12 protein-coding genes and 1 pseudogene are annotated in these 15,446 nt (G+C 67.1%); 10 read left to right on the top strand and 3 right to left on the bottom strand.

Features of this window, described 5'->3' with window-relative positions:
- Window positions 1-48: 48 nt before the first annotated feature.
- The 5 genes from QX124_RS12290 (at window position 49) to QX124_RS12270 (ending at window position 6,532) form a co-directional block, all read left to right on the top strand.
- On the top strand, window positions 49-1,011 hold the full coding sequence (locus QX124_RS12290) for an acetyl-CoA carboxylase carboxyltransferase subunit alpha (RefSeq protein WP_315797292.1): 963 nt from the start codon (window positions 49-51) through the stop codon (window positions 1,009-1,011).
- A 294-nt stretch (window positions 1,012-1,305) separates the two neighbouring features.
- The gene (locus QX124_RS12285) at window positions 1,306-2,799 is read left to right on the top strand and encodes a L,D-transpeptidase family protein (protein WP_315797291.1); all 1,494 of its coding nucleotides are present in this window, start codon (window positions 1,306-1,308) and stop codon (window positions 2,797-2,799) included.
- 989 nt (window positions 2,800-3,788) lie between these two features.
- A complete protein-coding gene (locus QX124_RS12280) occupies window positions 3,789-4,253 on the top strand; it encodes an Rrf2 family transcriptional regulator (protein WP_315735202.1) in 465 nt (154 codons plus the stop codon).
- Window positions 4,243-4,950, top strand: a complete 708-nt coding sequence (locus QX124_RS12275) for a class I SAM-dependent methyltransferase (RefSeq protein ID WP_315797290.1) — start codon at window positions 4,243-4,245, stop codon at window positions 4,948-4,950. The genes QX124_RS12280 and QX124_RS12275 overlap by 11 nt, the downstream gene beginning before the upstream one ends.
- Before the next feature lie 262 nt (window positions 4,951-5,212).
- Complete coding sequence (locus QX124_RS12270; protein ID WP_315797289.1) at window positions 5,213-6,532, top strand: hypothetical protein; 1,320 nt, start codon at window positions 5,213-5,215, stop codon at window positions 6,530-6,532.
- 57 nt (window positions 6,533-6,589) lie between these two features.
- Here QX124_RS12270 and QX124_RS12265 read toward each other — a convergent pair whose 3' ends face one another.
- Complete coding sequence (locus QX124_RS12265; protein WP_315797288.1) at window positions 6,590-7,480, bottom strand: hypothetical protein; 891 nt, start codon at window positions 7,478-7,480, stop codon at window positions 6,590-6,592.
- Between the two features lie 164 nt (window positions 7,481-7,644).
- Here QX124_RS12265 and QX124_RS12260 point away from each other — a divergent pair.
- A pseudogene (locus QX124_RS12260) lies at window positions 7,645-8,015 on the top strand (EAL domain-containing protein); the annotation flags it as partial.
- Window positions 8,016-8,140: 125 nt separating this feature from the next.
- Here the strand turns inward: QX124_RS12260 and QX124_RS12255 are convergent.
- On the bottom strand, window positions 8,141-9,322 hold the full coding sequence (locus QX124_RS12255) for a substrate-binding domain-containing protein (protein ID WP_315797287.1): 1,182 nt from the start codon (window positions 9,320-9,322) through the stop codon (window positions 8,141-8,143).
- Between the two features lie 185 nt (window positions 9,323-9,507).
- Between QX124_RS12255 and QX124_RS12250 the strand changes: the two genes are divergently transcribed.
- The 3 genes from QX124_RS12250 (at window position 9,508) to QX124_RS12240 (ending at window position 12,773) form a co-directional block, all read left to right on the top strand.
- Window positions 9,508-9,951 (top strand): MarR family winged helix-turn-helix transcriptional regulator, encoded by a 444-nt coding sequence (locus QX124_RS12250; protein WP_315735215.1) that lies wholly within the window; start codon window positions 9,508-9,510, stop codon window positions 9,949-9,951.
- 342 nt (window positions 9,952-10,293) lie between these two features.
- Window positions 10,294-12,201 carry an acyl-CoA synthetase gene (locus tag QX124_RS12245; protein ID WP_315797286.1) on the top strand — a complete coding sequence of 636 codons (1,908 nt, stop codon included), beginning with the start codon at window positions 10,294-10,296 and terminating at the stop codon, window positions 12,199-12,201.
- Between the two features lie 62 nt (window positions 12,202-12,263).
- Entirely contained in the window at window positions 12,264-12,773 is a 510-nt protein-coding gene (locus QX124_RS12240; RefSeq protein ID WP_315775696.1) for a GNAT family N-acetyltransferase, read from the top strand.
- A 135-nt stretch (window positions 12,774-12,908) separates the two neighbouring features.
- Here the strand turns inward: QX124_RS12240 and QX124_RS12235 are convergent, their stop codons facing one another.
- A complete protein-coding gene (locus QX124_RS12235) occupies window positions 12,909-13,934 on the bottom strand; it encodes a glycerophosphodiester phosphodiesterase (protein WP_315797285.1) in 1,026 nt (341 codons plus the stop codon).
- 211 nt (window positions 13,935-14,145) lie between these two features.
- Here QX124_RS12235 and QX124_RS12230 point away from each other — a divergent pair, with 211 nt between their 5' ends.
- On the top strand, window positions 14,146-15,444 hold the full coding sequence (locus tag QX124_RS12230) for a flavin-dependent oxidoreductase (protein ID WP_315797284.1): 1,299 nt from the start codon (window positions 14,146-14,148) through the stop codon (window positions 15,442-15,444).
- Window positions 15,445-15,446 lie beyond the last annotated feature (2 nt).

The raw sequence follows: 15,446 nt of genomic DNA, 5'->3' as shown, positions 1-15,446 counted from the left end.
GAAGGCCGAACCGATTTCGTCTCCCAGCGCTCTTCCTTCAGCTCTTCCATGCCGGATCCCATGCGCAGCTACCTCGATTTCGAAAAGCCTGTTGCCGAGCTCGATTCCAAGGTCGACGAACTCCGGGCGATGGCCGCCTCCGGCACCGATATCGGCGAGGAGGTCAGCCGGATCGAGGAGAAGGCCGGCCAGGCGCTGGCCGAGCTCTACGCCACGCTCACGCCGTGGCAGAAGACCATGGTGGCCCGCCATCCGCAGCGGCCGCACTTCACGGACTTCGTGGGCGGGCTGATCACCGAGTTCACCCCGCTCGCCGGCGACCGCAAGTTCGGCGAAGACGCCGCTTTGCTCGGCGGCTTCGGCCGCTTCCGCGGCGAGCCGATCTGCGTCATGGGCCAGGAAAAGGGCGCCACCACCGAATCCCGCCTCAAGCACAATTTCGGCATGGCCCGTCCGGAAGGCTACCGCAAGGCGGTCCGCCTGATGGAGATGGCCGAGCGCTTCGGCATCCCGGTGCTGTCGCTGGTGGATTCCGCCGGCGCTTATCCCGGCATCGGCGCCGAGGAGCGCGGCCAGGCCGAGGCCATCGCGCGCTCGACCGATGCCTGCCTGGCACTCGGCGTGCCCAACGTTGCGATCATCACCGGCGAGGGCATGTCGGGCGGCGCCATCGCGCTGACCACCGCCAATCGCGTGCTGATGCTGGAGCATGCGATCTACAGCGTGATCTCGCCGGAAGCCGCCTCCTCGATCCTCTGGCGCGACGGCACCAAGGCGCAGGAAGCCGCCAACAGCATGAAGATCACCGCCCAGGACATGCTTCGCTTCGGCGTGGTCGACACCATTCTCAAGGAGCCGGTCGGCGGCGCCCACCGCGATCCCGCGGCGATGATCGCGGCCACCGGCGAGGCGATCGCCCAGGCGCTTGACGAGCTGAAGGGCCTCGACACCGACGCCATCCGCAAGCAGCGCCGGCAGAAGTTCATCGAGATCGGCCGCAAGCTCGGCTGAGCGGGCGGGAGCCGAGCGCTCGGCGCTCGCGGTTTTGTGAGTCTTTCCAGCCGTTTGGCCGCATTTCGGCCCCGCCGGCGGGCTCTGCTGTTTAGAAGTTGTTGACCAAAGCGGCCAGGGCCTCGCGGCTCCACCGGAGCGCGGGTTGCGGGTCGTGGGGTCAAAGGCTACAATTTTAATCAATGGTTTGACGGCATGACGCAGGGTCGACCCGTGATTTATCCAGCTTTCGGGCCGATCGGGTGAGATGAGACTGGGGTGTTGCGGCATGCCGGGTTTGCGGGGAGCATTGTCTTGATCAACCGCGCTTTCGTCCGGGTTCTGATGACCTCGGCGGTGTTGGCCGCCGGTGCGCTGCTGACGGGTTGCAACAGCGATCAGGTCGCGCTCGCCACCAACGCCAAGGCCAACCAGCCGGTGTCGCCGAAGCTCGTCGCGACGATGGGCGAGAAGGACATGGATCTGCAGTCGCCGATCCTGGTCCGCGTGTTCAAGCAGGAGGCCGAGCTCGAGGTCTGGAAGCAGGACCGCTCCGGCAAGTTCGCGCTGCTCAAGACCTATCCGATCTGCCGCTGGTCCGGCGACCTCGGACCCAAGGTGCGCGAGGGCGACCGCCAGGCGCCGGAGGGTTTCTACTCGATCAATCCGAGCCAGATGAATCCGCAGTCGGCCTACTACCTGTCCTTCAACACCGGCTATCCGAACGCCTTCGACAAGGCGCTGGGCCGCAGCGGCTCGCAGCTGATGGTGCATGGCGACTGCTCCTCGCGCGGCTGCTTCGCCATGACCGACGAGCAGATCGCCGAGATCTATGCGCTTGGGCGCGAGTCGTTCTTCGGCGGCCAGCGGGCCTTCCAGTTCCAGGCCTATCCGTTCCGGATGACGCCGGTGAACATGGCCAGGCACCGCAACAATCCGAACATGCCGTTCTGGCGCATGATCAAGGAAGGCTACGACCATTTCGAAGTCACCCGGCAGGAGCCGAAGGTCGACTTCTGCGAAAAGAAGTACGTCTTCGACGCCCAGAAGCCGCCGGGCGCGACGCATGATCCGGTGTTCGACGCCGCCGCCAAGTGCCCGGCCTATGTCGTTCCCGACGAGATCACCGCCGCCGTGCGCGACAAGCAGCAGGCGGACGAGGTGGAATACGCCAAGCTCGTCGCCAAGGGCACGCCGGTCGCGAAGCTCAACACCGGTATCGATGGCGGCATGAATCCGATCTTCGCCAGCCGCGTGCCGGGCGCCTCCACCGGCCTGTCCGATGCCGGCGAAGCGCCGGGCCTGTCGCTCGCCAACTTCTCGCCGGCGCCAGGCACGATCCCCGGTCATGTCAACCCGCCGCGCGCACCCGGCGCCGACGAGGTCGCCGCGATGCCGGCCAATGCGGCTCCGGCTCCCGCAGCGGCGCCCTCCACCCGCGTGGCAGCGGTCAGTGTCAGTGCGCCGGAGAAGCCGAGCTTCATGTCGAGCCTCGCCCGCAAGGTTGGGATTGGCGGCAATGCGGCGGCCGACACCAAGGCTGCGACGGCGAAGCCCGAGACCAGGACCGCGGAGGCCAGGCCCTCGGAGATCAAGCCCGCCGAGATCAAACCTGCGCCCAAGCCGGTCGCGGCCAAGCCGGCCGAGGCCAGGCAGGCTGCCGCGCGGCCGCCGTTCAAGCCCGCCAGCAGCGACGCGCCTACCACCACGGCGTCGGCGCCGGCACAGACCCAGACCGCACTGGTCTCCGGCGCCGTCCCGGTGCTGCAGTCGAACTCGTTCGACAGCCGGTTCGCAGGATTCAAATAGTAAGCCGTCCATCGAGCGCCGCTTTTTTTGCGAGATACCGAGGGCCGCCGGACGCGCAAGCTAGCCGCGCGCTCGGTGCCACCCTCCCCTGGAGGGGGAGGGTCGATCGCACCCGAAGCGGGCGAGCGGGGTGGGGTGATCTCTCCACGCATGCTTTTGCGCGCGGAGACATCACCCCACCCCGCCTCACGTTTCGCTTCGCTCCTCGTAAGGCGCCCCTCCCCCTCCAGGGGAGGGTGAGCACCGCGTTTGTGGTGCCGTCGTAGTCAGCAATCTCAAACTGCATTTGGGGATGCGCGTCATTGTCCTCGCGGCGCTCTTCGCGTCCGAGTGATGCATCGATCTCACCCTCCTCCGAAGCGAGGGTGCAGGGAAGGCCGGACCTCGACTGAGGCCCGTGGCCCGCCTGCGAAAAAAATGCAGGCGGCAGGTACCGCAGGTCCAGCCGGACGACCCGGCCCTCCCTGCGCGATAGTCTTAACGGCTGCTTCGCGATCTCCCTGGGGACCGGGCTGTCTTGCCCCCATCACCGGCGAGATGCGCGGGGCATCATCAGCCGACTTGACCTCAGCATCGGGAGGCCAGGACCACGCGACTTGACCGTGCGAGCCGATGTTGTTCGTCCGCGCGAATGATCACGCTGCAAACCGGCCCGCCCATCGCATCCCGCACTCCACGCTTCGTGACGACCGCGCAGCGCCCCTCGTCGATGAGGCGGGACGAACGGAATAAATCACGAAATTCCGAAAACGAGAAGCGGCATATTTTTGCTAAGGGGACTGGACAGCCCAAATCAGCTTGAACGCGCAGGAAAATTCAGTTTTTACGCGCGGCACGTTTCTCATCGCTGCGAGGCATGGACCCGCCCGCCGCACGCGGGACGCAGGACCGAATCGCCCGACGGGCAGAGGCGCCGGCGTCGTCGCCCAAGCCTTCATGGCTGGGCCGGCCGGTTGACGGCTGGAATATCATGCCATATTAAAAGTTACATGAGACCCAACAGCCAGTTGTCCGGCATCCTGCACGTCCTGCTCCACATGGCGGAGCACGACGGTCCGGTCACGTCCGAGGCGCTCGCAGCGATGATGCAGACCAATCCGGTCGTGATCCGCAGGATCATGGCCGGCCTCCGGGACAGCGGCTATGTGCGCTCCGAGAAAGGCCATGGCGGCGGCTGGACGCTCGCCTGCGATCTGGCGACCGTCACCCTGCGCGACGTCTACGATTCACTCGGGCGTCCATCGCTGTTCGCCATCGGCCATCGGAGCGAGACTCCCGACTGCCTCGTCGAGCAGGCGGTCAATGCGGCGCTCGACACTTCCATCCGGGCCGCCGAGACCTTGCTGCTGTCCCGTCTCGGCGCCATCACGCTGGCGGCGCTGAGCGCTGATTTCCATGACCGCCTCGAACGACGCAAGCGACCTCGCAAAGGAGACATTTGTCATGCCGGCTGACATTGCCGACGGCGCCCAGCAGTTCATCCGCGCGTTTTCCGATCCCGAATTCGTCGCGCGCTACACGGATGGTCCGCGGCGCTTCGTGCCCGGTCTCGACGGGCTGCACCGGATGACGGCGGTCCTGCTGGCCGAGCGGGCGCCCGAACATGCGAGGGTGCTCGTGCTGGGCGCGGGCGGCGGGCTCGAGCTCAATGCGTTGGCGGAAGCGCAACCATCGTGGACCTTCGTCGGCGTCGATCCGGCACCGCAGATGCTGCGACTCGCCGAACGCACGCTCGGCGCGCGGACGAGCCGGGTCGAACTGATCGAGGGCACCATCGACGATGCGCCGGCCGGCCCGTTTGACGCGGCGACATGCCTGCTGACGCTGCATTTTCTGGCAGCATCGGAACGTTTGCGGACAGTCCGCGCCGTGCACGACCGGCTCCACCCTGGAGCGCCTTTCGTGGTGGCCCATAGCTGCCTGCCCAACGAGCCAGTCGAGAGGTCGCTGTGGCTGGATCGGTACGCGGCCTATGCCGTTGCGTCCGGCACGGACCCCGAGAGGGCCAAGACGATGCGCGCGACCGTCGATGCCAGCGTCAACATGCTGAGCCCAGGGGAGGATGAAGCCATCCTGCGTGACGGCGGCTTTCGCGATGTTCGTCCATTCTTCACGGCGCTGACCTGGCATGGCTGGATCGGTCACGCCTGAACCGCCGCCGAGCATCACACCGATGCTCCCCGAACGATCGCGATCAGAGCCTGCTAATTAGTTGCCCGGCCTGCGCCGGCATCCGCGCATGTCCCTCCCTGCGGCCCCCGAAGAGGTGGATGACTCGGCTTACGGACAGGCTTCGCGCCGGAGCCCTGCCACGTCTCAGCTTGCGTGATGTCGCGCACGGAGCGCCGGGACGCGATCTGCGACAAACGGCGCGTCACCCGAGGCGAGGTGACGCAACCGAGAGGAGCAGGTCATGAGCTTTTGGGATGATATCGGAGATGCCGTCAGTTCCGCCGTGGACGACGTGAAGGACGTCGCGAAGGATGTGGCGGGTGCGGTCGGTGGCGCGGCGGGCGCCGTGGTCCACACGGTCGAGCACGTCGCCGGCGATGCGGCCCATGCCGTGGGCAGCGTGGTGCATGGCATCGGTGCGCTCGGCGGCGAGGCCATCCATACCGTGGGCGGCGTGCTCGGCGCGATCGGGCACGGTGCCGAGGCGATCGGCGGCGGCCTGCTTCACACCGTCGGCGACGTGGCCTCGACCGTGGTCCATGTCGGCGGCGACGTCCTCCATACCGGGATCAACGTCGCCGGCGACGTGGCGTCCGGGGTGGGCCATCTGGTGCATGGCGACATCGACGGCGCCATCAATGACGTGAAGCATATCGGCGGCGACATCGTCGATGGCGGACTCAAGGTCGGGGGCGACGTGGCGCATGGCGCCCTCGACGTCGCCGGCGACCTCGCACACACCGCGGTCGGCCTCGGCGAGGCCGGGCTGGAGGCGGCCGGCGCAGTCGGCCACGGCGCGCTCGGCATGGCCGGCACCATCGTCGGAACGGCCGGCGAGGTCGGAATGGACGCACTGGACGCCGCAGGCGCGGTGGTGAAGGGCGGCTTCGACGCCGGCGTGGCGGTGGCCGACGGCGCCATCGGCGTGGTCACCGACACGGCGTCGGCGGCGGGCCACCTGATCGGCGGACCGATCGGCGAGGCGATCTCCGGCATCGCCCACGGCGCCGATGCGGTCGGCACCGGCATCGTCGATGGCGTCGGCCATTTCGTCGGCGAGGGGCTCAACGGGCTGGCGCAGACCGCCGGCGATTTGAGCCACTCGCTGGGGCAGCAGCTCGACGCGATCGGCCACGACCTGGGCTCGCTGGTCAACGACCTCAGCCATGGCGATCTCGGCGCGGCGATCGGCGACGTCTTCAAGCTGGCCCAGGACGGCCTGCGCAGCGACGGCAGCATCCAGATCGCTCATGCGGGACAGGACGGCGGCAGCCATGGCGGGTTCTGGGACTCGATCGCGCAAGCGATCCATCAGTCCGGCGACAACGTCCAGGGCGGCCAGGGCCCCGGCCCTGGCTTCCCCGGCCCGTTGCACGGCGAGGGCTCGTCGCACAACCCGATCATCGTCGACAATTTCGGCGACCATGGCCATGCGGGCAACACCGGCATCGTGCCGCCGAATTTCGACCACGCGCCGGTGGCCGTGCACGACGCGCCGCACGCCGACTACAGCCACATCGTCCAGATGGACGACGCGCATCACTTCGCGATGCATGGCTGAGACACCGGCGCTCAGCCGGCAGGCATCCCGCCGTGACCGTCACGGCGGGATGTCGCGTCAGGACCGATCGGCGTCGTGCTGGACGATGGCCGGCGGCGCACCGATCGCCTGCGCGCGATCATGCGGCTGATCGTTCATCGCCGAGAGCGCACACAGCGCCAGCGAGCCCCAGACAGCGGCGCTGAAATACAGCGACATCCAGGCGATCTCTTCCTTCCAGTGCTCGAACTCGTGGGTGACGGTCCAGCGCGTCGCGGAGTCGCGCAGGCCGACGAGCGGATGCAGCAGCGGCGTGCCGGCGGCGCGCTCGATCCGCCAGCGCTTCACATACATCGGGACGTCGATCACGACCAGGAAGGCGAGATAGCAGGCGACGCCGACGAGGCCAGCGATCAGAAGCCCGCGCACCATACCGTCGAACTCCGGCAGCAGCCGGCCGAGGCCGATGCCGACGAACAGGAAGGCCACCGCCCACAGCGAGTTCTCGATCGCGTTGTAGAGGAAATTCCTGGTGACGACCGCATACCAGGAACAGATCTCGGCAACGACGATCAGCGGCACGATGATGCGGGCCATGTTGACCGCGGTCTCGGCATCCGCGATCGCGCCGAGCTGCGCCAGGATGATGGCCCATTGCGCCGCGAAGGCGATCTCGGCGACGGTCGCCACGGTGCGGCCGACGAACACGCTCGACAGCCAGCTGTCGACCAGACAGATGCGCTGCACGTCGGCGCGCGGCAGCACCGAGCGGAAGGCGCAGCCGAACACATAGGCCGCCGATAGCGCCAGCATCGAACCGGTCTGGGAAGCCTGGCCCAGGGTATTGCTGCCGCCGTTGAGCTGGCGGTACAGGATGAACCAGAACACGATGTTGGCGAGGCTGACGAGCGTCAGCATCGCCCACCACAGACCGACCGGGTTCGACAGGGCTCGCGACTGCGCACGCATCCGGGCACTCCAACTTTCATGTGACTGACATCCGATCGTATTAATTCCGTCACGGAGCGGCAACCCGTTCCGGCCACCGGGGTCGCAAAAGGCCGTGTGCCGGCGAGCCCTGCGGCCGGCGTTGGGAGTTTCGCCACGATGCCCGAGTTCCTTGCAGGAACCCGAAGGCGATCGGCGTCACCGTGGCGATGGACGATTTCGGCACCGGCTACTCGTCGCTGCAGAGGTGTTTCCCTTCGACAAGATCAAGGTCGACAAGAGCTTCATCCGGTCGGTGGAGACCAGCGTGCACGCCGCAGCCATCATCAAGGCCACCCCGCTGCTCGGGCGCAGCCTCAACATTCCCGTGCTGGCCGAGGGCGTCGAGACCGAGCAGCACCTCGCCTTCCTGCGCGAGGAAGGCTGCGCCAGCGTACAGGGCTTCCTGTTCGGCAAGCCGATGCCGCAGGAGGCCATCAGCAGGATGATTCGTTTGGTCGGAGGTACGCCGGCGGCTGCCGTCGACGTGCAGGCCAGGAAGGCTGCGGCCGCGTGACGGCAGATCTTGTCATCGTGATTGCCTTGCGGCTGAACTGAACAGGCGGCCGCGAATGTGATGGCTCACCCTCCCCTGGAGGGTGACCGCGGCACGCAGCCCGGCCAAGCTCGGCGCAGCGTTACTCAGAACGTCCGGATGATCTTGAAATCGAGCCCGTCAGCCGCGGCGAGATGCATCGCCATGCCGGCACGGCCCTGGCGGATCGTCACCTCGCCGCGCGCGCCGGAATAGACGATGTTGCGGCCGGCGGCGGCGAGCGGTCGCAGCGACAGCGAGCCGGCGCGCTCGGCGGCCGCCTTCAGGAAGCGCAGGCCCTCGTAGTTCGACTGGCCGACCGATCCGACCGGCGGCGCATCGGCGCCGAACATCGCGGTGTAGCGGCTCATGAACGCGTCATTGGCCTTGGAGCCGATGCAACTGAAATAGCCGGAGGCCGAATACAGGTTCTCGGTGTTGTCGGCGCCGATGCCGAGCAGCACCGTTTCGTCCACCGCGCCGGCGAGACGCAGGGTGGTCGCGGCGAGGCCGGACTCGCCGAAAGCGCGATTGAAGGTGATGCTGTCGGTGCCGATCAGCGAGATCAGCACGACATCAGGCCTGGCGGCGCGGATGCGCGCCAGATGCGCCTCGTGATCATCCTCGCCGACCGGCACGAACTCCTCGCCGACCACCTGGCCGCCGGCCTCGGTGATGTAGGTCTTGGTCTGAAGGTGGGACTGCCAGGGCCAGACGTAGTCGCTGCCGATCAGATACCAGCGCCGGGCGCGCTTGTTCTCCGCCAGCCAGTGGATCGCGGGGCGGGTCTGGCTGTGCGGCGTCTCGCCGATCGCCATCACGCCGGGCGTGCGCTCGCCGCCTTCATAGACCGGCGTATACACATAAGGGGTGCGGCCGCGCGTGAGCCGGCGCAGCGCCAGCCTGACGGCGCTGATATGCGAGCCCATGACGACGTCGATGTCGCCGAATTCGAGCGCGTCCCTGGCACGATCGGTCACCTCGTCCACCGGCCCGCCGGAATCGTAGAACGACAACTCGATCTCGCGCCCGAGGATGCCGCCGCGGCGGTTGATCTCGGACACCGCGAGCAGCGCGCTGTTGGTCGCGGCCGGCCCCCAGATGCCGGGCGAGCCGGAGAAGGTAAGGAAATTACCGATGCGCAGCCGGTTCTGGGAGCCGCGCCGCTGGATACAGTCAGGATCGAAGGGGGCGAGTGCGGGAAGGCCGGCCCGCCGGGGCGGGCTCCTGAACAGCAGGGATGGCGGCAGACGGAGACGCCCGGCCGTGACAGATCCTGTCGAGAGCACACCCACTCCTTGGCCGCAACCGTGTCTGGCCCATTGTGGGCCGGCGGTCATACGCCGTCAAAATCAGCACGTGTTCGGCAAATATCCTATTCGAAAATGTTGAATGTTCAAGAATTGGGATGCATATAGATCGGGCAGCAACTGCCGGACATTCATTCAAGTCGGGACCGCAAGCGAAATTCACCGTGGCCAAACCGCCCCATCCCAACACCCCCCTCACCGAACATCTCGCCTACCTGCTCGCGCAAGCCAACCGGGAGATCAACCGGCAGTTGGAGTCGCGCCTGAGCACCGAGGGCGTGCCCGTCGAGCAGTGGCGCATCCTCAAGGTGCTCTCCGACGGCGAGGGGCACTCAATGGGCGATCTCGCCGACGCGGTGCTGCTGAACCACCCGACCCTGACCAAGATGATCGACCGCATGGTGTCGGACTCGCTGGTCTACCGCCGCCAGGACGCCCATGACCGCCGCAAGGTGCTGATGTTCATCAGCGATCATGGCAAGGCGCTGTGCAAGCGGCTGAACTCGCTCGCTGCCAGCCAGGAGGCGCACATCCTGGAGAATTACGGCGACAAGGCCACCGGCGAGCTGAAGCGGCTGCTGGAGAATCTGATCGACGCGGCGAGCTGAGCGGCTGCTGTAGGGTGGGCAAAGGCGCGCCGAGCTACTGATTTGACTAAGACTGACTCTCGCGCCGTGCCCACCATTGCACACCGATGGACGGTGGGCACGGCGCGTTGACTGCATACCGCGGAGCAGCACCGGTGGACGCGCCTTTGCCCACCCTACCGCATCCCGCCTGCGGCAAATGTGTCTGCTCGCCCCGGCAACGCCGGGATAGACGCAAGACGAATCCTCCCTCATCCTGTCCTGTGACGATCGCGACGAACGGGCCGCCAACAGAGCCCGCGCGCGATCCCGGTTGGACCCGTCGTCCGGCCGGACGAGGACACGCCAGAGGGAGGACAGGCCATGGGCATTCATTTGCTCGATCGCGCCATTGGCAGCGACTATCCGACATTCGCCAGCACGGCTGACATCCGCGCCTTCGAGCAGACGCCGTACAGCGAACGGATCGCGGCGCAGAGCACCTATGAGGCGCTCAAGTGTGGGGCGTCCGCCAATCCGGACGCGCCGGCGATCCAGTTTCTGCAGAATGCCGACCCGGCCGACGCGCCGGTCGTGATCTCCTATCGCGACTTCGTCGCCAGGGTGACGCAGGCCGCGAACATGTTTCATGCGCTCGGCGTCGGCCCCAACGATGTCGTCAGCTTCATGCTGCCCCTGGTGCCCGACGCCTTCGTGACGCTGTTCGGCGCGGAGGCCGCCGGGATCGCGAACCCGGTCAACCCGCTGCTGGAGCCGCACCAGATCGCCGAGATTCTCGATGCCGCCAAGACCAAGGTGCTGGTGGCGCTGGGCCCCCTGCCCGGCACCGACATCTGGCAGAAGGTCGAGAAGGTCCGAGGCAGCCTCAAACACCTCAAGGCGATCGTGCAGGTCCATGGCGGCGGCGGTGATCCGGCGAACGGCATCCACGCCTTCAACGACCTGATCAAGCCGCAGCCGGGCGATCACCTCGTCAGCGGCCGGCAGATCAAGGCCAGCGATACCGCGGCCTATTTCCACACCGGCGGCACCACCGGCACGCCGAAGCTGGTGCGGCACAGCCATGGCAACCAAGTCTACCAGGCCTGGGGCATCAACCTGGTCCTGAAAGCCAAGCCCGGCGGGACGCTGCTGTTCGGCATGCCGCTATTCCATGTCGGGGGATCACTGACGCAGGCGCTGCAGACCCTCTCCGCGGGCGGCAGCCTCGTCGTGCTCTCCGGTGCCGGCTGGCGCAACCCGAATGCGGTGCGCAACATCTGGGGCCTGGTCGAGCGCTTCAAGCCGGAGACGCTGTCGAGCGTGCCGACGGTGCTGGCGGCGACGCTGGCGGTGCCGCAAGGCGCGGCCGACATCTCCAGCCTGCGCTATGCCGCCGGCGGCGGCTCGGCGATTCCGGTCGCCGTGGGGCAGGCGATCATGGACAAGCTGAAGCTGCCGGTGATCGAAGTCTATGGCATGACCGAGACTGCGAGCGTGCACACCATGGCCTATCCGGACCAGCCGATCCGGCTCGGCTCGGTCGGCCTGCCGCTGCCCTATGCGCAGGTGCGCATCGTCAAGCTCGATGCCGACGGGCGCTACGAGCGCGACTGCGCGGCGGATGAGATCGGCGTCGTCATCATGGCCGGGCCGGGCGTGTTCTCAGGGTATCTCGACGACACCCACAACAAGGGCGCCTTCGTCGACGGCCATTGGGTCAATTCCGGCGATCTCGGCCGGCTCGACGCTGACGGCTTCCTGTGGATCACCGGCCGCGCCAAGGACCTCGTGATCCGCGGCGGCCACAACATCGATCCGGCGCCGATCGAAGAGATTTTGTTTCAGCATCCCTCGGTCGGCTTCGCCGCCGTGGTCGGCCAGCCCGACGCCTATGCCGGCGAGCTGCCGATCGGCTACGTCCAGCTCAAGCCGGGGGCTGCCGTGCAACCGGGCGAGCTGGAGGACTGGGTGCGCGCCCGCACGCCCGAGCGCGCCGCCGTGCCGGTGCAGATCATCCCGATCGACCCGATGCCGGTCACGGGCGTCGGCAAGGTGTTCAAGCCGCAATTGCGCTGGGACGCCGCGACGCGCGTGTTCACCAAGGTGCTGTCGCAGGTCACCGACCGCGGCATCGATTGCAGTGTGAAGGTCGGCCCGCACGGCAGCCACGGCAGCATCGCGACGGTGACGTTGCGCAACGTGCCTGCGGAGACCCGCGAGGCGGTCGAGAACGAGGTGCACACCTTGCTGGCGCCGTTCGTGATCCGGCACGAGGTGGTGATGGGGTGAGCCGCGATTCGGCGTGAGACAGCCGTCTCGGCATTTGATCGGGACGGTGGTGCTCTGGCACGATGCTGACGCGTTTCGTCACGTTTGCCAGGCCAGAGACGATGAACCCAACCGACATCACCATCGCGATCGAAGATGCCAGACAGGCTGATGTCGCCGACCTCATCGCGGAGGCCAATGCCTATCTGCGGACGCTATACCCTGCTGAAAGCAATCATCCCGTCGATGCCCACGCGCTCTCGGTGCCCGGAGCCGCATTTTTTGCCGCCCGCCGTGACGGGACGCTGCTCGGATCGATCGCCCTTCGGCTCATTGGCCCAGGACATGCCGAGATCAAGCGATTGTTCGTCCGCGAAACCGCCCGCGGCTGTGGGCTCGGACGCAGGCTCCTCATGACATTGGAAGACGAGGCCCAAGGTCGCGGGCTTGGCCGCGTAAGCCTCGAAGTGGGCATCAGACAGCCGCAGGCGATCCAGCTCTATCGCAGCTCCGGCTATCAGGATTGCGGGCCGTTCGGGATCTACCGACTCGATCCGCTCAGCCTGTTCATGACCAAACGGCTGGTGGCTTGACCAGGCTGACCCGAACGGTGCTTGGGTGTCCGGATGCATCGAACGTGCAGTCAGGGGGAGTGACGAAAGATCGGACAACAAAGTATCCCCCGCGCGGCGGCGCCTCACCCCGACGCGTGAGAACTCTCGGCTCCGCTACTCCGGATGCGCCTTTGGCTTCGTCGATTGCAGCCGCAGCTCGCCTGTCGGATTTGCCACCCCCTTGTCGGCAGCAACCTTGCGCAGCACATCCGGCCGATCGGAGATGATGCCGTCGACGCCGTCATCGATCAGTTGCGCCATGTCCGCGGGCTTATTGACCGTCCAGACCACGACCTCCAGGCCAAGCGCATGCGCCTCGGCAATCAGCTCCGGCGTGACATCGGTAAAAAAGGGCGACCACACCTTGCCGCCGGCCGCGTGAATCGTCCGCGGCAGCGAGCCGCCGTGATCGGCGGGGTTGAAGCCCGCGGTCCAGCGCGTCGCCTCGGTCGGCGACACCGTGGGCGTCTTGCCGCTTTGCCGTGACAGATAGACGGTGGAGATCCTTGGCGCGCGCTGCTGCACCAGTTGCAAGGTGCGCCAGTCGAACGACTGGATCATGACCCGGTCGGTGAAGTGCTCGGCCTCGATCAGGCCGAGCAGCAGGGATACGAACCGATCGGGGTCCGGCGCTTCATTCGGAAGCGCTGGATCGAGCTTGGTCTCGATGTTGAGGCGCACACGATCCTTGCCCGAGCCCCTGACGAGATCGATGACCTGCTTCAGGGTCGGAATGCGCGGCGGCGGGACGTCCCCAGAGATCACCTGCTGCTCCGGAAACTGCCTGGCGTAGTCGCTGCCCGGACGGATCTGGCCGACGTCGTAGGACTGCACCTCCGCAAGCGGCAGATCGATCAGCAGCGGCCCCGGCGGCGCAACGTAGTTGCCATCGGGGGCGCGGGCGAGATCGGGATTGAGCCGTCGCTCATGCGAGACCACCAGCACGCCGTCCTTCGTGACGCCGACATCGAGCTCGAGCGTGTCGACATGAAAGGCCAGAGACATCTTGAAGGCCTGCAGCGTGTTCTCCGGATACAACGCACGCCCGCCGCGATGGGCCTCGATGTCAAAGGCCATGGCAGGGCTCGCAAACCCGAGCAGCAACAGAGCGGCGGTGAGGAACAGGGCGGGACGGTGCATGGCACCAGCCTACCACGGCAGCGCGGAATGCCCATTCCCCTTGTCTCCGCCGGGCATCTGAACTAGGCCTTTCACCATCGGACCAGCCGACAACGCTGGCCAAGGACGGATCGAAGGGAGGCGATCCGCACGCGCAGCAGCGCCGTGCCTGCATCCCTTTGCCCCTCCTTTCGCGTTCTGCTTTCGAGTTCACGTGCGACGGACCATGCCCATGACCGATCTTCCTGTCATCATCGCCGGCGGCGGCATCGGCGGCCTCGCGACCGCGCTCACGTTGCAGCAGATCGGCGTGCCCTGCATCGTCTACGAAAGCGTGCGCGAGATGCGGCCGCTCGGGGTCGGCATCAACCTGCAGCCCAACGCGGTGCGGGAATTGTACGACCTCGGCATCTCGGCCGACGATCTCGACCAGGTCGGCGTGCCCGCGCGCGAATGGGCGCTGGTCGGGCTGAATGGCAACGACATCTATTCCGAGCCGCGCGGCCTGCTCGCCGGCTACGGCTGGCCGCAATATGCCGTGCATCGCGGCAAGCTGCACATGCTGCTGTACAGCCGGCTGGTGGAACGCGCCGGCGCTGGGAGCGTGCGGCTCGGCAGCCGCGTTGCGGGCTACGAGAAGAACTCGGACGGATCGGTAACGGCCCGCATCGAGCATGCCGATGGATCGCGCATCGAGACGCGCGGCCGGCTGCTGATCGGCGCCGACGGCATCCACTCGGCGGTGCGCGCGCAGATGCACCCCTCGCAGCCGCCGATCCATTGGGGTGGCGCGGTGATGTGGCGCGGCGTCACCTGGGCGAAGCCGATGCGCACCGGATCGTCCTTCGTCGGGCTCGGCACCCATCGCCATCGCGTCGTGGTGTATCCGATCTCGCATCCCGACCCGAAAACGGGGCTGGCGCTGATCAACTGGATCGCGGAAGTGACGATGGACAACACCGAGGGCTGGAAGCAGACCGGCTGGTTCCGCCAGGTGCCGGTGGCCGAGTTCGCCCATCATTTCGCCGGCTGGACCTATGACTGGCTCGACGTGCCCTCGCTGATCGCCGGTGCCGACGGCGCTTATGAGAACCCGATGATCGACCGCGATCCCGTGCCGACCTGGGTCGACGGCCCGGTGGCGCTGATGGGCGACGCCGCCCATGCGATGTATCCGACCGGCTCCAACGGCGCCAGCCAGGCCATCGTCGACGCCCGCGTGCTCGGCGCCTCGCTGCTGGCGCACGGCGTCACGCCAGCCGCGCTCGCGGCCTATGACGACAAGCTGTGCGGCCCGATCTCGCAAGTCATCCTGCGCAACCGCGGCGCCGGCCCGTTCGGCCTGCTCAACCTGGTCGACGAGCGCTGCGGCGGCACCTTCACCAACATCGACGACGTCATCCCACCGGCCGAGCGCGAGGCGTTCATGGCCGGTTACAAGAAGGCCGCGGGATTCGCCATCGAGCAGTTGAACGCGGCGCCGCGGACGATTGCGGAAGGCGCGCGCGTTGAGGTGGTGAAGGCCGCCTGATC

It is taken from the genome of Bradyrhizobium sp. SZCCHNRI3043 (assembly GCF_032377735.1).
Classification (GTDB): domain Bacteria; phylum Pseudomonadota; class Alphaproteobacteria; order Rhizobiales; family Xanthobacteraceae; genus Bradyrhizobium.
This window is presented reverse-complemented; position numbering and strand designations above follow the sequence as displayed.